The organism is Mycobacterium sp. 852002-51152_SCH6134967, from assembly GCF_001667105.1.
GTDB lineage: Bacteria > Actinomycetota > Actinomycetes > Mycobacteriales > Mycobacteriaceae > Mycobacterium > Mycobacterium neumannii_A.
The window spans coordinates 114,770-133,729 of the sequence record NZ_LZIK01000062.1; the positions used below are offsets into that span (position 1 = coordinate 114,770).

The following is an 18,960-nucleotide window of genomic DNA, read 5'->3' on the forward strand; positions in this document are numbered from 1 at the left end:
GCCGATCGGGCGGGTGCCTCAAAGTTGCCCGATACCCTGTTGGGCGTGCCCGGCCCCCGACGCGTCATCGCCACATTGTCCGCGATGGTGACACTGTTGGCCGCCTGCACCGTCAGCCCGCCGCCCGCGCCGCAGAGCACCGATACGCAGCAGCAGCCGCCGCCTCCTCCGTTGAAGGCGACGCAGATCATCATGGCGATCGACTGGATCGGCCCCGGTTTCAATCCGCATCTGCTGTCCGATCAGTCGCCCGTCAACGCGGCGATCAGCTCGCTCGTGCTGCCTAGTTCCTTCCGGCCCATCGCCGATCCGAAGACCCCGACCGGGTCGCGGTGGGAACTCGACACCACGCTGCTGGACTCGGCAGAGGTGACGAGCCGAGATCCGTTCACCGTCACCTACAAGATCCGCCCCGAGGCGTCGTGGACCGACAACGCGCCCATCGCCGCCGACGACTACTGGTACCTGTGGCAGCAGATGGTCAGCCAGCCCGGGGTCGTCGACCCGGCGGGGTACGACCTGATCACCGGCGTGCAGTCGGTCGAAGGCGGCAAGACCGCGGTCGTGACGTTCTCGCAGCCGTATCCGGCGTGGCGCGAGTTGTTCAACGACATCCTCCCGGCTCACATCGTCAAGGACGTGCCCGGCGGGTTCGCGGCAGGCCTCGCGCGGGCGCTGCCCGTGACGGGCGGTCAGTTCCGCGTCGAGAACATCGACCCCCAGCGCGACGAAATTCTGCTGGCCCGCAACGACCGGTACTGGGGTCCTCCGGCGAAACCCGATCAGGTGTTGTTCCGCAGGGGTGGCGACTCGGCGGCGCTGGCCGATTCGATTCGCAACGGTGACACGCAGGTCGCCCAGGTGCACGGCGGGTCGGCCGTGTTCGCCCAACTGTCCGCGATTCCCGACGTGCGCACGGCGCGCATCGTCACGCCGCGTGTGATGCGCTTGAGTCTGCGGGCCCAGCAGCCCGCGTTGCGGGAGTCGCAGGTCCGCAAGGCGATCCTGGGGTTGCTCGACGTCGACCTTCTGGCCGCCGTCGGCGCGGGCGACGACAACACGGTGACGTTGGCTCAGGCTCAGGTGCGCTCACCGTCGGATCCGGGTTACACCCCGACCGCGCCGCCCGCGATGGCCAAGGAGGACGCCCTCGGGTTGCTGGCCGACGCGGGGTACGAGGTGGAACCCGTCGTGACCAGTGCGCCGCCCACACCGGGAACCCCCCCACCGGACGGCGACCGTGGGCGCATCGCCAGGAACGGTGAGCCGTTGACGTTGGTGATCGGGGTGGCGGCCAACGACCCGACGTCGGTGGCCGTGGCCAACACCGCGGCCGACCAACTGCGCAACGTCGGCATCGCCGCATCGGTGTCGGCGCTCGACCCCGTGGTGCTCTACGACGATGCGTTGCCCAATAACCGGGTCGATGCGGTGGTCGGCTGGAATCAGGCGGGCGGCGATCTGGCCACGTCGCTTGCGTCGCGCTACGGCTGCCGGGCGCTGGAGGCGACGCCGGTGGCGACGGTCCAACCCGGCCCAAGGGCGACGGCTCCCGCGACCCCGACACCGAGCACGACGCGGCCCACACCCACCGCGACGACGCCGAGTCCACAGCCCGAACCCGAAACCGACGAACTGGTTCAGGCGCCGAGCAACATCACCGGGATGTGCGATCGCAGCATTCAGCCGAAGATCGACGCCGCGCTGGATGGCAGCGAAGACATCGCGGATGTCATCACCGCCGTCGAACCGCGCCTGTGGAACATGGCGACCGTGCTGCCGATCCTGCAGGACACCACGATCGTGGCGTCGGGCCCGAGCGTGCAGAACGTCAGCCTGTCCGGTGCCGTGCCGGTCGGCATCGTCGGTGACGCGGGCGAATGGGTGAAGACCAAGCAGTAGTGCCTCACCCGCCGGTAGTGGCCCGCCTGTCGCGCAGCACGCGCAAGCCGTGTGCGGCGAACGCCGCGATTGCGAACACCACCAGCAGCCAGTAGGGCGGATGCGCGAGCTCCCAGACGAACAGCGCCGCGAACGCCGGTGCGCGCTGTGTGATCGCCAGCACGCCCGCCGCGCACGTCAACGACAAGGCCGAGACGGGGAGGTCCGTTCCCGCCCAGTGGTTCAGCGCGAGGGCGACGAGCGACCCTGCGGCCGCACCCGTCGCCAACGCAGGAGTGATCAGGCCGCCGACCGCGCCGGCGCGCAGGAACACCGCGGTGAGAAGCGGCTTCAGCAGCAGGATCATGGCGGCCGCGCCGAGCGTGAGCCCGTTGTTGACGCTGACAGTGAGAATGCTTCTGCCGTTACCCGGCAATTCGGGCCACCAGATCGAGCACACGCCGGTCAGCAGGCCGGCCGCGGCGATCGCGGGAACCAGCATCGATGAGCGCATCTGGATCCGTGGCCGGGCGGCGGTCATGACGCGGTCGAAGGCCAAGCCGACCGCGGCGGCCAGCGGCGAGATGGCCACCGCCAGAAACGCGAACAGTGGCGACAGCTCGAAGTCGGGCCAGGTCAACGCGTGCTCGAGATGGGTGACCGGAGCCGCCACCGCCACGGCCAGGCTCGACGTGATCAGCGCCGCGCCGACCGCACGCGGATGCCAGGTTCGGAGCAGGATGCTTGCGGTGAACAAGGCCCCACCCAACGGCACGCTGTACACCGCGCCGAGCCCGGCGCCGGCGGCGCAGGCGAGCAGGATCTCGCGATCGCGCGCAGTCAGGGCGAGCCGTGTCGTCCCGAAATCGCCGAGCGCGGCGGCGATCTGGCGCGGCGCGCTCTCACGCCCCAGCGATGCGCCCGATCCGACGAGCAGCACCTGAAGTGCGGCGTCTATGCACAACGGCACGCGGGGCAGTGGGCGGGGTTCCCTGATGGCCGAGGACAACGACGGAATCTCGGTGCGCCGACGCAGCAGCCACCACCCGAAACCGGCAAGCGCCCCGCCGATCATCGGGCCTGCGGCGCGCCGGACCGGACTGCTCCCGCCGATACCGGTGAGCAGGGTACCGAACGAGTAGTGGTACGTGAGGTGTTCGACGCCGTGCAGGAGCAGCGTCGTGGCCGCACCCGCGACGCCTGCGAGCAGACCGATGATGATGATCGCGCAACCGAACTCCACGGTGCGCCGGGACACCTCGTGAATGTATGCCAGCCGGCAGGCAAGCTGGTGCGAATGGAACGCGATGACCCCAGCGGTGGGCGGCTGTTGTTCGTGCACGCCCATCCCGACGACGAGACGCTGACCACCGGCGCCACGATCGCCCACTACGTCGGCCGCGGTGCGCAGGTGCGCGTAGTGACATGCACGCTCGGCGAAGAGGGCGAGGTCATCGGCGAGCGGTGGGCCCACCTGGCCGTGGACGAGGCCGATCAGCTCGGCGGCTACCGCATCGGCGAGCTGACCGCGGCGCTGAACGCGCTGGGCCTCGACGAACCGGAGTTCCTCGGCGGGGCCGGGCGCTGGCGCGACTCGGGGATGGCGGGCACACCGCGCCGGCACCACCAGAGGTTCATCGACGCCGATCCCGCCGAGTCCGTGGGTGCGCTGGTCGAAATCATCCGTGAGCTGCGCCCGCACGTCGTCGTCACCTACGACCCGCAAGGGGGTTACGGCCATCCCGACCACATCCACACCCACGAGGTGACGATGGCCGCCGTGGCCGCCGCCGAAGGGTCGGGGTTTCCTGGCGAGCCGTGGGCCGTGCCGAAGGTCTACTGGGCGGTGACGTCCAGGAACGCGATCGCCGAGGGGCTCGCCAGGATCGACGATGCACCCGCCGAGTGGACCCGGGTGACCGTGGACGAGGTGCCGTTCGGCTATCCCGACAACGAGATCGACGCGGTGATCGACGATCCCGGACAGTTGAGCGCCAAGGTGGCGGCGATGCGCGCGCACGCCACGCAGATCACCGTCGCCCCGGACGATCGCTCGTTCGCGCTGTCCAACAACATCGCGCTACCGGTCGGCGGGGTCGAGCACTATATCCTGGCCGCGGGTTCGGCCGGTGAACGCGACAGCCGAGGCTGGGAAACCGATCTCCTCGCCGGACTGGACCTTCAATAGCGGCGGCGATAGGGAGTAAGCTCGCCCGCAGTCGGCGGCGCGACGAAGGGACGGCACATGGATCCAGATCTCGATCCCAACCTGCAGCATTGGCAGGACCGGTTCGACAGCCTGCAGTGGGTGATCGGTTCCCTCACCGGCATGCTGGACAGCATCCCGACCTGACCTCGCTCACCACCACCGCCGGGCCTCGAAGCGTGGCGGTCCTGACGCTGCTGGCCATCGACGGCGTGCTGTGCGCCATCGCTTCGGCCTTCTTCCTTCCGCTCCGCCTGGGATCCGTCCCTTTTCCGATCAGCGCGTTGCTCGCCGGCCTGGTCAACGCCGCGCTGGTGTGGGCCGCGACGCACTGGACCACGTCGCCGCGGGTTGCGGCCCTTCCGTTGTGGACCTGGTTGTTGACGGTCGGGCTGATGACGCTGGGTGGACCGGGAGACGACCTGATCTTCGGCGGCGCCGGCGTGCTGGAGTTCGCGGCGCTGCTGCTCATCGTGCTCGGCACGCTGCCGCCTGCGGCGGTGCTGCGGGCGTACGTGAAGCGAGGACTAGGGTGACCCGTATGTCAGGCGTACGGCACGCGCAAGCGGTTTCACCATGTGAGACCGGATCTGAGTCGGAGGGGATGAAACTCGTCGGCGGCGGGGTTACAGGGGAGTGGCTCTGAACCCTCAGCGCGGCGCCGATCTGCCCGACCCGGTGATCTCATCGAAGCCCGATCAGCCCAGTCCTGCGGCGCTGCGGCGGGTACTGCGACGCGCACGCGACGGGGTGGCGCTCAACGTGGACGAAGCCGCGATCGCGATGACCGCCCGCGGCGAGCAGTTGGCCGAGTTGTGTACCAGCGCATCACGGGTGCGCGACGCCGGACTCGAGGCAGCAGGGCGGCGCGGGCCCTCGGGACAGCTACCGGTCAGCTACTCGCGCAAAGTATTCATTCCCGTCACGCATCTGTGCCGCGACACCTGTCACTACTGCACGTTCGTCACCGCTCCCGGCCGGCTGCGTGCGCAGGGCAAGGGCATGTACATGGAGCCCGACGAGATTCTCGACGTCGCGCGGCGCGGAGCCGAATTGGGTTGCAAGGAAGCGTTGTTCACGCTCGGTGACCGCCCCGAAGTGCGGTGGGACGAGGCCCGCCAGTGGCTCGACGAGCGGGGCTACGACTCCACGCTGGACTACGTGCGCGCGATGGCGATCCGCGTCCTCGAAGAGACCGGGCTGCTGCCACACCTGAATCCCGGCGTGATGAGTTGGTCGGAACTGTCCCGGCTCAAGCCGGTCGCACCGTCGATGGGCATGATGCTCGAAACCACCTCGCGGCGGCTGTACGAGACGCGCGGCGCGGCTCATTACGGCAGCCCGGACAAGGACCCCGAGGTTCGGCTGCGGACCCTGGCCGACGCGGGTCGGCTGTCGATCCCGTTCACCACGGGCCTGCTCGTCGGGATAGGTGAGACGCTTGTCGAGCGGGCCGAGACCATTCACGCGATCCGCCGGTCGCACAAGGAGTTCGGGCACGTTCAGGAAGTGATCGTGCAGAACTTCCGGGCCAAGGACCACACCGCGATGGCCTCATCGCCGGACGCGGAGTTCGAGGACTTCCTGGCCACCATCGCGGTCACCCGGCTGGTGCTGGGACCCAAGATGCGGGTTCAGGCACCGCCGAACCTCGTGTCGCGCAACGAGTGTCTGGCCCTCGTCGGGGCCGGGGTCGACGACTGGGGCGGTGTCTCGCCGCTCACCCCCGACCACGTCAACCCCGAACGCCCGTGGCCTGCACTCGACGAGCTGGCCGCGGTGACCGCCGACGCCGGCTACGACCTGGTGCAGCGGCTCACCGCGCAGCCGCAGTACGTGCAGGCGGGTGCGGCGTGGATCGACCCGCGGGTGCGGGGCCACGTCGACGCGCTTGCCGACCCCGACACCGGTTTCGCGCTGGACGTCAACCCGGTCGGGCGGCCGTGGCAGGAGCCCGATGAGGCGTCGGAGTCGTTGGGCCGCACCGACCTTCACTCCGCGATCGACGACACCGGCCGGCTCACCGAGACCCGCAGCGACCTCGACAGCGCGTTCGGCGACTGGGAGTCGATCCGGGAGAAGATCTCCGAACTCGCGGCCAGGGCACCCGAACGCATCGACACCGATGTGCTGGCGGCGTTGCGCGCCGCCGAACGCGATCCGGCCGGGCTGTCGGACGACGCGTACCTGGCGCTGGCCTGTGCCGACGGTCCGGCATTGGATGCGGTTGGCGCGCTTGCCGATTCGCTGCGCCGCGACGCCGTCGGGGAGGACGTCACGTTCGTCGTCAACCGCAACATCAACTTCACCAACATCTGCTACACCGGCTGCCGGTTCTGTGCCTTCGCCCAGCGTAAAGGCGACGCCGATGCGTACTCGCTGTCGGTGGACGAGGTCGCCGACCGGACGTGGGAGGCGCACGTCGCAGGCGCGACCGAGGTGTGCATGCAGGGCGGTATCGACCCCGAACTGCCCGTCACCGGCTACGCCGATCTGGTGCGCGCGGTGAAGAAGCGCGTGCCGTCGATGCATGTACATGCGTTCTCGCCGATGGAGATCGCCAACGGTGTCACCCGCAGCGGCCTGTCGATTCGCGAATGGCTGACGTCGTTGCGCGAGGCGGGGTTGGGCAGCATCCCGGGCACCGCGGCAGAGATTCTCGACGACGAAGTGCGATGGGTGCTGACGAAAGGCAAGCTGCCGACGTCGATGTGGATCGAGGTCGTGACGACCGCCCACGAGGTCGGTCTGCGGTCCAGCTCGACGATGATGTACGGCCACGTCGACCAGCCGCGACACTGGGTCGGCCACCTACGGGTGTTGCGCGAAATCCAGGACCGCACCGGCGGGTTCACGGAGTTCGTACCGCTGCCGTTCGTGCACCAGAGCTCGCCGCTGTATCTGGCCGGCGGGGCGCGGCCGGGCCCGACACACCGCGACAACCGCGCCGTGCACGCGCTCGCGCGCATCATGCTGCACGGCCGGATCTCCAACATTCAGACCAGCTGGGTCAAACTCGGCGTCGAGCGCACCCAGGTAATGCTCACCGGCGGGGCCAACGACCTCGGCGGCACCTTGATGGAGGAGACGATCTCGAGGATGGCCGGTTCGGAGTTCGGCTCCTACAAGACGGTCGAGGAACTCGTCTCGATCGCCGAGGGCATCGGCCGCCCGGCGCGCCAGCGTTCCACGACGTACGCCCCCCTCGCCGCCTAGCTCTACTTCCGCGAGCGACCGTGTCTGCCCCCCGACACGCCGCGTTCCGGCGAGATTTTGCGGTCGCTCGCGGCCTGAGCCGAGCCTGAAAGCGCGGGCCTCGTTTTCCGCGCCCCCTTCGGAATAAATCCGGACTGTGGTCCGTTTCGATAAGAAGTGCCTCCGATGGCGGACCGGCACCCCGAAAGACCAATCGAAACGAAGGAGAAGCGAGCATGACCATGACCACAGCTGTTACGACCCCCCTTTCCGTCGGCACCTGGACCATCGACCCCGTGCACTCGACCGTAGGGTTCTCCGTACGCCACATGATGGTGAGCAAGGTGCGCGGCACGTTCGACGACTTCAACGGTGCGATCACCGTCGCCGAGGACGGCACGCCCTCGGTCACCGCCGAAATCAAGGTCGACTCCATCAACACCCGTAACGAGCAACGCGACGGCCACCTCAAGTCGGCCGACTTCTTCGACACCGCAAAGCATCCGATCGCCACCTTCACCTCGACCGGTGTGCGGCCCAACGGCGACACCTATCTCATCGATGGCGACTTCACGCTCAAGGGCGTCACCAAGCCCATCACCCTCGAAGTCGAGTTCAACGGCGTCAACCCCGGCATGGGACAGGGCGAGGTCGCCGGCTTCGAGGCCTCAGTTGTGCTGAACCGCAGAGACTTCGGCATCAACATCGACATGCCGCTCGAGACCGGCGGCGCGGTCGTCGGCGACAAGGTCACCGTCACCCTCGAGATCGAGGCCCTCAAGCAGGCCTGACCCGTCAGGTCTTCAACGGCAGCGGTGGTGGTGTCTCGTCGGGCACCACCACCGCGACGACCGACTCGAGAAGCCAGAACACCACCGTTGCCACCACGATCACCAACGCGGGCACGACGACGATCGGGGCGGCGACGAGCAGCACCAGAAGCAGGGCGCCCGGCAGATCTCTCCACCAGCCGGCGCCGCCCTTGCCCTGCAGGATCGCGGAGAACCGCACAGTCGCCCAGATGATCCAGCGCCGCAGCAGGCTCACGCCGTCGCGCTGCATCTGCAGGCGAAAGCGGTAGTCGGCGGTCCGGCGGTCGCACCCCGTGTGCTCCGGAAAGCGCCACAGGTAGTCGTGGAGGACGGCTGCGCGCGCATAACGCCCGGCGCGGGGCACGAACCAGGCCACCACGCCCGGCACCGACACCAGATCGGTCGCGAAGTCGGCGCTGACCTCGAACTGCTCATTCGGCCCCTCGAAGCCGAGCGGCTGCGTGGTTCGCCACTCGTCCCACGCGCTCTCCTTGAAGACCCGTTTGGTGGCGCGTACGGCGTCGACCTCGGCTGCGGTCAGTTGTCGGACATGGAGGACGGCCGTCTTGTCGACGGGCGGGGCACAACGTTCCATCACGCAGGTATAGCAAGGTGGTCGCCCCGTGCGGTCGGACTGAGGGGTGTCTGCTAGGCAGTTGTATGTGCAACGTTTAGTATCAGTAACCACGCGCAACCCTTACCGGGGGTGCGCGTGAAGTTAGGGCACACTGAGACGACCGTCCAAGTAACGACCACGGATACTTGCGGCTGACTTGGATGCCCACCCCGTACGGCAGCCCACCGGACAGGAGATCGAGGAGACCTTGAGGAGAACACGGTGACGTACGTCATTGCCGAGCCTTGTGTCGACGTCAAAGACAAGGCGTGTATCGAGGAATGCCCAGTCGACTGCATCTACGAGGGCGCTCGCATGCTCTACATCCACCCGGATGAGTGCGTGGACTGCGGTGCCTGCGAACCGGTGTGCCCCGTCGAGGCCATCTACTACGAAGACGACGTGCCTGATCAGTGGAGCAGCTATACGCAGATCAACGCCGACTTCTTCGACGAACTGGGCTCGCCCGGTGGCGCGTCGAAGGTGGGCCAGACCGACAACGACCCGGAGCCGGTCAAGAGCATGCCGCCGCAAGGTGAGGACTGATAACGGCTCACGCAGGGCGCAGTATGCCGCCGCCCGCGCAGCGCAGCCGAGCGGCGCGACAGCCCCGTAGCGCGTCGCTGCCGGCGTTTCCCTGGGACACCCTGGCCGACGTGACCGCGCTGGCTCGTGCGCACCCGGACGGCATCGTCGACCTGTCCGTGGGCACCCCGGTGGACCCGGTGGCACCCGTCATCCGCGAAGCGCTGACGGCGGCCAGCGCCGCGCCCGGCTACCCGACCACCGCAGGCACCCCCGCCTTGCGAGAAGCCGCGGTGAACGCGCTGGCGCGGCGCTATGGCATCACGGGCCTGTCGCCCGACGCCGTGCTGCCGGTGATCGGCACCAAAGAGCTGATCGCCTGGTTGCCGACGCTGTTGGGGCTGGGTCCCGACGACGCTGTGGTCGCGCCCGAGCTGGCGTACCCGACGTACGACGTCGGCGCGCGGCTGGCGGGCGCGCGGATCGTGCGGGCCGATTCGCTGACACAACTCGGTCCGCAGACCCCCGCCCTGGTGTACCTGAACTCGCCGAGCAACCCGACGGGCAAGGTGCTCGGCGTCGACCACCTGCGCAAGGTGGTCGGCTGGGCGCGCGAGCGCGGTGTCCTGGTCGCCTCCGACGAGTGCTACCTCGGGCTGGGCTGGGACGCCCAACCGCTGTCGGTGCTGCATCCGTCGGTCTGCGACGGGGACCATACCGGGCTGCTGGCCGTGCATTCGCTGTCCAAGACGTCGTCGCTGGCCGGGTACCGGGCCGGTTTCGTCGCGGGAGACCCGAGCGTCGTCGCCGAGCTGCTGGCGGTTCGCAAGCACGCCGGAATGATGGTGCCGACGCCCGTGCAGGGCGCGATGGTCGCCGCTCTCGACGACGACGAGCACGAACGCGAGCAGCGCGCCCGCTACCAGAAACGGCGCGAGATCCTGCTTCCCGCCGTGCGCGCGGCCGGGTTGACCGTCGAAGACTCCGAGGCCGGGTTGTACCTGTGGGCGACGCGCGGAGAGCCCTGCCGTGACACCGCCGCCTGGCTCGCGCAGCGCGGTATCCTCGTCGCACCCGGCGAGTTCTACGGCGCCCGCGGGACCAAACACGTGCGGATCGCGTTGACCGCGACCGACGAGCGGATATCGGCGGCCGCACAGCGCCTCACGGCCGGTTAGATTCCGTCGCTCGTAAACCGAGCGCGAGCACCAGCCGGTCGTCTGGATCGTTCAGCGACGTCGACAACAACTTCTCGATGCGACGGATCCGGTAGCGCACCGTGTTCGGATGCACGTGTAGTCGCTGAGCGACCGCGGTGATGTCACCGAAGGCGTCGAGGTAGTCCCCGAGCGTTTCGGCGAGCACCGGATCCTGTTCTCGCAGTTGATGTATCCGCGGGTCGACGAGCCGCTGACCGACCCGCGACACTATCTCGTCGAGCAGCACGGTGGTACGCGCGTCGTCGAGCGACGCGACGTGGCCGATCGCGCCGGGGTGACGCTGTGCGCTGTCGAAGACCCGGTCCACTTCGGCGCGCGCGTTCGCGGCGGCCGCCAGCCCGGCAAGCGGGGCGGCGACGACCGCCCGCAGCGAGAGCCCCAGTTCGCGGTCGAGCGTCGCGACCGCACCGCGCGCCCACGACATCACCGATGACGGCGCACCGGTCTTCGGAAGCAGCACATAGACTCGCCCACCGCTCGACGCGATCTGCGCATCGGGCCGAAAGGCGCTGGCGCTCAAGGCGATCACACTCGCCGGTGTGGTGCCTTCGGGATCGACGAACCCGACGAGCGCACCTCGGCCCTCGACGGAGATGCCGAGTTCCCTTGCGACGGCTGCGACATCGACCGCGTCACCGGACAGGCCGAGCAGTTCCTGCACCTGTCTGGTGTGTGTGGACGGCGAGGCCGACAGCCGCGACAGAATTCGTGCCGCAAGGACAGCGCCGCCGCGCAGCACCTCCTCGACATCGTCGGCCAGCGGTGCCGAACCCTGTTGCAGCCAAATGGTTCCGGCGAACCGGCCGGCTTTCGCATCGGGAACGTGGATGCCGACCGCCAGGCGCGGTCGCAGCCCCAACTCCGGTCGTTCGGCGACGCGCACAACGTCGGTGCTCGAACGCAGGGCGTCGAAGATACCCCACCGCGCGAGCCAGGCCAGGTGCTCGGGCGGGCCGGCGCGGCCGAGGATGGTCAGCCGACGTAGCTCGTCGGCCTCGTCGCTGGACGCCGAATACGCCAGCACGTGGGAATTCTCGTCCTCGATGCTGATCATGCCGCGAGTGCGATCGGCCATCGACTGGGCCAAGCCGAACAGGTCGGTGCCCGGATCGTGGTGCGGATCGCCATGGTCGCCGTGATGTTCGAACGCGTGGTTCACCAGTTTGTACAGCGACTCCCAGCGGGCCCGCGGTTCGACGGCCACCACCGCAGTGCCCAGCGCGACGGCCTGCTCGACCGCGGCAGGAGACGGTTCCTTGACGAAGATCGCCGCGGGCACCCGGCCGGTGCCTGCGAACTGCCGCTCAAGCCAGCGCACCGCGTCCACGTCGTCGACACCGAGCAGAAAGAACAGGTCCGCCGAGCCGGATCCGACGGCCAGACCCAGCCGGACATCGTCGGCGTCGACCAGGGCGACCGATGCGACGGGCATGTCCAGGCCGCGCGGCGCTTCGACCAGCGTCACCATGGTCCGGTCCAACGCCAGCAGCAGTCGGCCGAGGCCGAGACCGGCGGTTGGTGGCTCCATCACACGCCCCTTTGTCTGATCCGACTATAGATCGTCGGTGGCGTTGTCGGATCGACCATCGGATCGGGTGTCGTGGCCGAGCATCATTTCGTCATGGATGCCATCACCGACGTTCCCCCTCCGGCGAACGAGCCGGTCCACGATTACGCGCCGGGCTCGGGTGAACGCGCCCGGCTCATCGAGGCGCTGACTTCCGTCGCCGCCCACCCCGTCGACCTGCCGCACGTCATCGGCGGCCAACACCGGATGGGCGACGGCGACCGCATCGACGTGGTGCAGCCGCACCGTCACACCGACCCTTCCGGACGGCTGGGCACCCTCACCAACGCCACTCACTCCGACGCGGCCGCGGCCATCGAGGCCGCGATGGCCGCCAAAGCGCAATGGGAGGCCACTCCGTTCGACGACCGGGCCGCGGTGTTTCTGCGGGCGGCCGACCTCCTCGCAGGCCCGTGGCGCGAAAAACTCTGCGCCGCCACCATGCTCGGGCAGTCCAAGTCGGCGTACCAAGCCGAGATCGACGCGGCCTGTGAGCTCATCGACTTCTGGCGGTTCAACGTCTCGTTCGCCCGAAAGATCCTCGAGCAACAACCGATCAGCGTGCGCGGGATCTGGAACCGCACCGACTACCGACCGCTCGACGGATTCATCTACGCGATCACGCCGTTCAACTTCACCGCGATCGCGGGCAACCTGCCCACCGCGCCTGCGCTGATGGGCAACACCGTGATCTGGAAGCCCTCGCCCACCCAGACATTTGCCGCCTATCTCACGATGCAGTTGCTGGAGCAGGCCGGTCTGCCGCCCGGCGTCATCAACCTGCTCACCGGGGACGGCGTGGAGGTTTCCGAGGTGGCGCTGTCCGATCCGCGGCTGGCAGGCATCCACTTCACCGGGTCGACCACGACGTTCCAGCATCTGTGGCGCGAGGTGGGCAACAACATCGACCGCTACCACGGCTACCCGCGCCTGGTGGGCGAGACGGGCGGCAAGGACTTCGTCGTCGCCCATACCAGCGCGCAGCCCGACGTGCTGCGCACGGCGCTGATCCGCGGCGCGTTCGACTATCAGGGCCAGAAGTGCTCGGCGGCGTCGCGGGCGTTCATCGCGCGCTCGGTGTGGCAGCAGATGGGCGACGACTTCCTCTCGGCGACAGAGGAACTGCGCTACGGCGACGTGACCGACCTGACCAACTTCGGCGGTGCGCTGATCGACGCACGGGCGTTCGCCAAGAACGTCAAGGCGATCGAGCGCGCGAAGACCGCCCATGTGACCATCGCCGTCGGCGGCGAATACGACGACACAGAAGGCTATTTCGTCCGACCGACCGTGCTGTTGTCCGACGACCCGACCGACGAATCGTTTAAAACCGAGTATTTCGGGCCGATCCTGGCGGTTCACGTCTACCCCGACGACGGATACGACCGCATCCTCGACGTCGTCGACACCGGGGCGAAGTACGCACTGACCGGTGCGGTGATCGCCGACGACCGCTCGGCGGTGCTGCAGGCCGAACGGCGACTGCGCCACGCCGCAGGCAACTTCTACATCAACGACAAGCCGACCGGTGCAGTCGTCGGACAACAACCCTTCGGCGGGTCGCGGGCATCGGGTACCAACGACAAGGCGGGTTCGGCGCTGAACCTGCTGCGGTGGACATCGGCGCGCTCGATCAAGGAGACCCTCGTCCCGCCGACCGACCACAACTATCCGCACATGGAGCAGTGATGGGATTCTTCCAACGCGTTGCGCGGCCGGCGATCATGGCCGCCGGCCGACGGGACTCCCTGCGAAGAACCGCCGAGCGGCTTCCGGTGACACGCGATGTCGTGCACCGGTTCGTGCCGGGGGAGACGGTGGACGATGCGCTCGACGCCGTTGTCCAATTGCGTGATTCGGGTCGCCTCGTGTCGATCGACCACCTCGGCGAGGACGTGACCGACGCGGACACCGCGACCGAGAACGTGCACGCGTACCTGACGCTGCTGGACGGACTCGCGCGGCGTGAAGAGGGACCGGCCGAAGTGCGGCCACTCGAGGTCTCGTTGAAGCTGTCGGCGTTGGGGCAGGCATTGGCACGCGACGGTGAGAAGATCGCGCTGGAGAACGCCCACACCATCTGCGAACGGGCGCAGCGCATCGGGGTGTGGGTGACGGTGGACGCCGAGGACCACACCACCACCGATTCGACCCTGTCGATCGTGCGCGATCTGCGCACCGAGTTCGGCTGGCTGGGAACGGCTCTGCAGGCGTATCTCAAGCGCACCCATGCCGACTGCCGGGATTTCGCCGCCCCTGCATTCTCTTCGCGCAAGCGCTCATCGGCCACTGGTGCATTCTCTTCGCGCAAGCGCTCATCGGCCGCTGCGCGAATCCGGTTGTGCAAGGGTGCCTACGACGAACCGTCGTCGGTGGCCTACCGTGACCGCGACGACGTCACCGACTCCTACCTGCGCTGCCTTCGGGTGCTGATGGCGGGAAACGCTTACCCGATGGTGGCCTCGCACGACCCGACCGTCATCGCGACGGTACCCGCGCTGGCCGCCGAGAACAACCGGGGCCGAGACGATTTCGAGTACCAGATGCTGTACGGCATCCGCGATGCCGAGCAGCGCAGGCTGGCCGATGCGGGCAACCATGTGCGGGTGTACGTGCCGTTCGGCGCCCAGTGGTACGGGTACTTCGTGCGCAGGCTCGCGGAGCGGCCCGCCAACCTGATGTTCTTCCTGCGGGCGCTGGCCGAACGCCGCGGCGCTTAGAGTGCCACGCCGACGGGGATACCGGGCGAGCTGACGGGGCGGGCGGCGACAGGCATCACGACCGTCCCGCGGCATGCTCCGCCCAGGATTTCGGTCTGCCAGGTACCGAACAGCTGTCCGTCGATGTCGGGGGCGTAGAACACGCGCGACCGCGCCGGAGCGTACTCGCTGGGAACCCCGTCGCCGCGGAAGCACTCCCACTGCCAGTTGTAGGCGTACTGCCAGCGCGCCCCGTCCCAGGTGTAGCGGACCGGTTGCGGGATGGTGGGATTGCTCGGCGCGGGACCCGACACGACGGTGGCGACACACAGCCCCGCCGAGCAGTCGGTCGCCAGCACGTACTGCGCGCTGAAATCGGGTTCGGGTTGAGCGGCGGCGATGCTGGTGCCCATCTTGTCCGACGCGTAGGTGACGATCTCGTAGCGCCCGTTCCACACCGGATTCGCTGCGGCGGCCGTCGGCAGCAGCGAAACACTCGTGGCCACAGCACATGTCAGCCCCAACAGCGCACTGGTCAGGGCACGGGCGGACATATCGTGAACACTACTGAGCCGACTTCCGCCAACCCTTCGCGACACGGTTTGCCGAAGGCTACGACACCGTCACGGATTGGTCTCGATGTGCCGGTGGTCGCGGGGTCTCGCCGCAGCCGGCGGAGGACACGAGGAAGTATCCGGCGCCGCCGAACACCAGCGGCATCATCGCCATCATCCCGTAGATCGCGGTCATCGTGTCACCTCCTCCGATCGCTCTTACTTGGTATACGAAGCAGGGCGGCTCGCGGTTCGAAGCGGTCGGCGACGGGCCGGTTACGGTCGAGGCGAGAAGATGCGGAACGTGTTGTCCTCGGGATCGCGGAAGACGACCCAATACAGACCGTCCTCCTGGCGATCACTGACGCGCACCGCGCCCAACGATTCGACCCGGTCGGCGTGCTCCGACCACGCGGGTCCGCCGTTGAAGTCGATCATCAGCCGATTTTGTCCCGCGGGCAGGTCCGCGGCCGGGCGGCCCTGGAACATCCAGGTCACCCCGCCGTCGTCGAGGCCGACGGTCGCGAACTCCGCGGTCGCGTGCTCGTCGACCGGCCGGTTGAGCACCCTGGACCAGAAGCGCACCAGCGCGGCGGCGTCGCGGCAGTCGAACGAATACATGCCGATCGGCATGGTGTCTGAAGTCGAGATGTCAGTCTCCTGTGGTCGCCTTTCTGCGTCACTGTGAAGACTCGGCACCGCGACCAAACTCATCGCATCCGTCAGCGCCCCGACAGCACCAGCAGGGCCCACGCCGCGATCGACTGCGCGTCGGTGATCACCCCGGCGCGCATCATCTGCTCGATCTCGGCACGGGTGAACCATTCGCTGTGCATGTCCTGTTCCTCGTGCTCGCGGTCGTGCTCGCCCTCGGTGATGCCGGTGGCCAGAAACACCCAGCCGCGCTGGCTGCTCATTCCGGGCGCCACGTCGAGCAGTCCCAGGCGCACCAGCTCCGACGCACGCAGACCCGTCTCCTCACGCAGTTCGCGCGCCGCGAGGTCGGCGGGCGCCAGGTCCTTCTGGTCGGGCGCGGTGCCCTGCGGAAACTCCCAGCGCCGCAGACCCAGCGGATAGCGGAACTGCTCGACCAGCCGGAACCGGTCGCCATCGCGCGCGATCACCAACGCATAGGTCGGCTTGTCCACGACCGCGTAGATGCCGTCGCTGCCGTCTGGTCGGCGGATGTCGTCCTCGCGCAGCACCATCCAGTTGTTCCGGTAGACCTCGCGCGATGCCAGCCGCTCAATGTGAGTCACGCGCCCAGTATCGCCGAGCCGATATGGGTAACCTCGCTGCTTATGCTGCTGGCTTCGCTCAACCCCGCCGCGGTCGCGGGTGGCGCTGACATCGGGGACGCGGTCCGTATCGGCGGGGCGCAGTTGTCGCGCAGTGATCTGGTGGGGGCCGCGACGTCGGTGGCCGAACGCGTCGCGGGTGCGCAGCGGGTCGCGGTGCTGGCCACACCGACCGTGGAGACCGTTTTGGCGGTGACCGGCTGCCTGATCGCCGGTGTGCCCGTCGTCCCGGTGCCCGCCGACGTCGGCGCCGCCGAGCGCAGACACATCCTGGGCGACTCGGCCGCGCAGGCGTGGTTGGGGGAGAAGCCTGCGGAGACCGAGGGTCTGCAGCACGTGCCGGTGCGGCTGCACGCCCGCTCGTGGCACCGTTACGCCGAACCGCCCGCCGAGACGCCCGCGCTGATCGTGTACACCTCCGGCACGACCGGCCCGCCCAAGGGTGTCGTCGTCAGCCGCCGCGCGATCGCCGCCGACATCGACGCGCTCGCCGAAGCGTGGCAGTGGACGCCCGACGACATCCTGGTGCACGGCTTGCCGCTGTATCACGTGCACGGGTTGATCCTCGGGCTGCTCGGATCGCTGCGAATCGGAAACCGGTTCGTGCACACCGGAAAACCGAGTCCGCAGAACTATGCGACGGCAGGTGGGACGTTGTACTTCGGGGTGCCGACGGTATGGTCGCGGGTGGCCGACGACGCGGACGCGGCAGCGGCTCTGGCGTCGGCGCGGCTGCTGGTATCGGGCAGCGCCCCGCTGCCGGTGCCGGTGTTCGACAAGTTGGTCGAAAGGACAGGGCACCGGCCCGTCGAACGCTACGGATCGACGGAGTCGTTGATCACGATCAGCACCCGCGCCGACGGTGAGCGCAGACCCGGCTGGGTGGGCCTGCCGCTGACCGGTATCGAGACTCGCCTGGTCGACGAGCACGGTGGCGCGGCGCCACACGACGGGGAAACCCTTGGGCAGCTTCATGTTCGGGGCGCGACGTTGTTCGACGGCTACCTCAACCGCCCCGATGCGACCGCCGAGGTGCTCGACGCCGACGGCTGGTATCGCACGGGCGACGTCGCGGTGATCGACGCCGACGGTATGCACAGGATCGTCGGACGCGAATCCGTCGACCTGATCAAGACCGGAGGTTTCCGCGTGGGCGCCGGCGAGATCGAGGCTGCACTGCTCGGACATCCCGGTGTGCAGGAAGTGGCGGTCGTCGGTGTGCCCGACGAGGACCTCGGCCAGCGCATCGTCGCGTTCGTCGTCGGTGACGCCACGCCCGACGACCTGATCGAGTATGTGGCCCAACAGCTCTCGATACACAAGCGACCTCGTGAGGTGCGGCTGGTGGACTCGCTGCCGCGCAATGCGATGGGCAAAGTGCTCAAGAAGGAGCTGGCACGGTGACGCTGAAGTTCGACGAGATCTGCATCGACGCCCACGACGCCTCGGCGTTGGGCCGGTGGTGGTCGCAGGTGCTGGGCTGGCCCCACGACGTCGACGACGACGGTGACGTCGTGCTGCACGCACCGCCCGGCGCCGGCCCCGACTGGCTCTTTCTCGCGGTGCCCGACGACAAGGTCGTCAAGAATCGCATCCACTTCGACTTCCGGCCCGACGATCAGCAGGCCGAAGTCGAGCGGGTGGTCGACCTCGGCGCGCGCCGGGTTGACATCGGGCAGGGCGATGAAAGCTGGGTTGTGCTGGCCGATCCGGAGGGCAACGAATTCTGCATCCTGGCCGCCGAAGATTGACCGCCCCGTCCCTATTGGCGCGAGCGTGCGGGTCTGTATACGACACGCCGCGAAATCTCAGCATCTTGCGCACGCTCGCGGCGGCTTCAGTGTGCGCAATCGCCGCATGTGGCACACCTCCGCCGCCGTCGTCCCCGGCACCCGTTGTCGGCCAGGAGCCGTTGCGCATCGGACCTGCCGCGCAGGACACCGTCGGCGGGTGGCTGCCCGACGGCCGGACGGTCAGCCCGTTCGACGCCGAGCACCCGATCGTGAAGTGGCTCGACCCCGCGCTTCGCGAGGCGGTGCAGAAAGCGGCGCGTAGCGCCGAAGACGATGGCATAAAGATGCGCATCACATCCGGCTGGCGATCGAAGGGGTTTCAGGAGCGGCTCTTCGACGACGGCGTCGTCCGGTACGGAAGTGTCCAAGCGGCACGAGAATTCGTCGCCTCACCGGAGAAGTCGAAGCACGTGACCGGCGAAGCCGTCGACATCGGGCCTGTCGAGGCGGACAAGTGGCTGATCGCCAACGGCCGCCGCTTCGGTCTGTGTCAGATCTACGCCAACGAGATCTGGCACTTCGAGTTGGCCGTCGTCGACGGCCGCTGTCCGCCGCTCAAGCCGAACGCCGCGGCGGACTGAGCGCTCACCGCGA

Annotated in this window: 19 protein-coding genes; 12 read left to right on the forward strand and 7 right to left on the reverse strand. The window is 68.3% G+C overall.

The features are described 5' to 3' along the window. The first annotated feature begins 39 nt into the window (after positions 1-39). Positions 40-1,902 (forward strand): ABC transporter family substrate-binding protein, encoded by a 1,863-nt coding sequence (locus tag A5790_RS18685; protein ID WP_197696832.1) that lies wholly within the window; start codon positions 40-42, stop codon positions 1,900-1,902. Between the two features lie 4 nt (positions 1,903-1,906). Here A5790_RS18685 and A5790_RS18690 read toward each other — a convergent pair whose 3' ends face one another. After that, positions 1,907-3,139, reverse strand: a complete 1,233-nt coding sequence (locus A5790_RS18690; RefSeq protein ID WP_066847529.1) for a chloride channel protein — start codon at positions 3,137-3,139, stop codon at positions 1,907-1,909. Positions 3,140-3,178: 39 nt separating this feature from the next. On the opposite strand from A5790_RS18690, the gene mshB reads away from it, so the two are divergent. From mshB to A5790_RS18710, 4 genes are all read left to right on the forward strand, one after another. After that, on the forward strand, positions 3,179-4,069 hold the full coding sequence (mshB, locus tag A5790_RS18695) for an N-acetyl-1-D-myo-inositol-2-amino-2-deoxy-alpha-D-glucopyranoside deacetylase (protein WP_066847533.1): 891 nt from the start codon (positions 3,179-3,181) through the stop codon (positions 4,067-4,069). Positions 4,070-4,230: 161 nt separating this feature from the next. Further along, the gene (locus A5790_RS18700) at positions 4,231-4,623 is read left to right on the forward strand and encodes a hypothetical protein (protein ID WP_066847608.1); all 393 of its coding nucleotides are present in this window, start codon (positions 4,231-4,233) and stop codon (positions 4,621-4,623) included. A gap of 130 nt (positions 4,624-4,753) precedes the next feature. Continuing rightward, positions 4,754-7,303: a bifunctional FO biosynthesis protein CofGH gene (locus tag A5790_RS18705; RefSeq protein ID WP_369829800.1), complete on the forward strand. Its 2,550-nt coding sequence runs from the start codon at positions 4,754-4,756 to the stop codon at positions 7,301-7,303. Between the two features lie 221 nt (positions 7,304-7,524). Next, the gene (locus A5790_RS18710; protein ID WP_066847611.1) at positions 7,525-8,073 is read left to right on the forward strand and encodes a YceI family protein; all 549 of its coding nucleotides are present in this window, start codon (positions 7,525-7,527) and stop codon (positions 8,071-8,073) included. 4 nt (positions 8,074-8,077) lie between these two features. On the opposite strand, the gene A5790_RS18715 is transcribed toward A5790_RS18710, so the two are convergent. Then, positions 8,078-8,689 (reverse strand): DUF1353 domain-containing protein, encoded by a 612-nt coding sequence (locus tag A5790_RS18715; RefSeq protein ID WP_082961787.1) that lies wholly within the window; start codon positions 8,687-8,689, stop codon positions 8,078-8,080. Between the two features lie 243 nt (positions 8,690-8,932). Between A5790_RS18715 and fdxA the strand changes: the two genes are divergently transcribed. Together fdxA and dapC are read left to right on the forward strand one after the other, a co-directional pair. Continuing rightward, positions 8,933-9,256 (forward strand): ferredoxin, encoded by a 324-nt coding sequence (gene fdxA / locus A5790_RS18720; protein WP_064398016.1) that lies wholly within the window; start codon positions 8,933-8,935, stop codon positions 9,254-9,256. A 23-nt stretch (positions 9,257-9,279) separates the two neighbouring features. Then, on the forward strand, positions 9,280-10,413 hold the full coding sequence (gene dapC, locus A5790_RS18725; protein ID WP_066847539.1) for a succinyldiaminopimelate transaminase: 1,134 nt from the start codon (positions 9,280-9,282) through the stop codon (positions 10,411-10,413). Here the strand turns inward: dapC and A5790_RS18730 are convergent. Then, positions 10,400-11,983 carry a CdaR family transcriptional regulator gene (locus A5790_RS18730; RefSeq protein WP_066847541.1) on the reverse strand — a complete coding sequence of 528 codons (1,584 nt, stop codon included), beginning with the start codon at positions 11,981-11,983 and terminating at the stop codon, positions 10,400-10,402. The genes dapC and A5790_RS18730 overlap by 14 nt on opposite strands. 93 nt (positions 11,984-12,076) lie before the next feature. Between A5790_RS18730 and pruA the strand changes: the two genes are divergently transcribed. Next, the gene (pruA, locus tag A5790_RS18735) at positions 12,077-13,711 is read left to right on the forward strand and encodes an L-glutamate gamma-semialdehyde dehydrogenase (RefSeq protein ID WP_066847614.1); all 1,635 of its coding nucleotides are present in this window, start codon (positions 12,077-12,079) and stop codon (positions 13,709-13,711) included. Further along, the gene (locus A5790_RS18740; protein ID WP_064427767.1) at positions 13,711-14,742 is read left to right on the forward strand and encodes a proline dehydrogenase family protein; all 1,032 of its coding nucleotides are present in this window, start codon (positions 13,711-13,713) and stop codon (positions 14,740-14,742) included. Before pruA ends, A5790_RS18740 begins: the two co-directional genes overlap by 1 nt. On the opposite strand, the gene A5790_RS18745 is transcribed toward A5790_RS18740, so the two are convergent. The 4 genes from A5790_RS18745 to A5790_RS18755 form a co-directional block, all read right to left on the reverse strand. Beyond that, entirely contained in the window at positions 14,739-15,275 is a 537-nt protein-coding gene (locus A5790_RS18745; RefSeq protein ID WP_064396707.1) for a hypothetical protein, read from the reverse strand. The genes A5790_RS18740 and A5790_RS18745 overlap by 4 nt on opposite strands. Positions 15,276-15,333: 58 nt before the next feature. Further along, a complete protein-coding gene (locus A5790_RS25845; protein ID WP_156656448.1) occupies positions 15,334-15,471 on the reverse strand; it encodes a hypothetical protein in 138 nt (45 codons plus the stop codon). Between the two features lie 80 nt (positions 15,472-15,551). After that, positions 15,552-15,908: a VOC family protein gene (locus tag A5790_RS18750; RefSeq protein WP_066847542.1), complete on the reverse strand. Its 357-nt coding sequence runs from the start codon at positions 15,906-15,908 to the stop codon at positions 15,552-15,554. An 89-nt stretch (positions 15,909-15,997) separates the two neighbouring features. Further along, positions 15,998-16,534: an NUDIX hydrolase gene (locus tag A5790_RS18755; protein ID WP_064420191.1), complete on the reverse strand. Its 537-nt coding sequence runs from the start codon at positions 16,532-16,534 to the stop codon at positions 15,998-16,000. Between the two features lie 42 nt (positions 16,535-16,576). On the opposite strand from A5790_RS18755, the gene A5790_RS18760 reads away from it, so the two are divergent. From A5790_RS18760 to A5790_RS18770, 3 genes are all read left to right on the forward strand, one after another. Next, positions 16,577-17,977, forward strand: a complete 1,401-nt coding sequence (locus A5790_RS18760) for an acyl-CoA synthetase (protein WP_066847544.1) — start codon at positions 16,577-16,579, stop codon at positions 17,975-17,977. Next, positions 17,974-18,324, forward strand: a complete 351-nt coding sequence (locus A5790_RS18765; RefSeq protein WP_064396702.1) for a VOC family protein — start codon at positions 17,974-17,976, stop codon at positions 18,322-18,324. Before A5790_RS18760 ends, A5790_RS18765 begins: the two co-directional genes overlap by 4 nt. 62 nt (positions 18,325-18,386) lie before the next feature. Then, positions 18,387-18,947: a M15 family metallopeptidase gene (locus tag A5790_RS18770; protein WP_066847617.1), complete on the forward strand. Its 561-nt coding sequence runs from the start codon at positions 18,387-18,389 to the stop codon at positions 18,945-18,947. Positions 18,948-18,960: the final 13 nt, after the last annotated feature.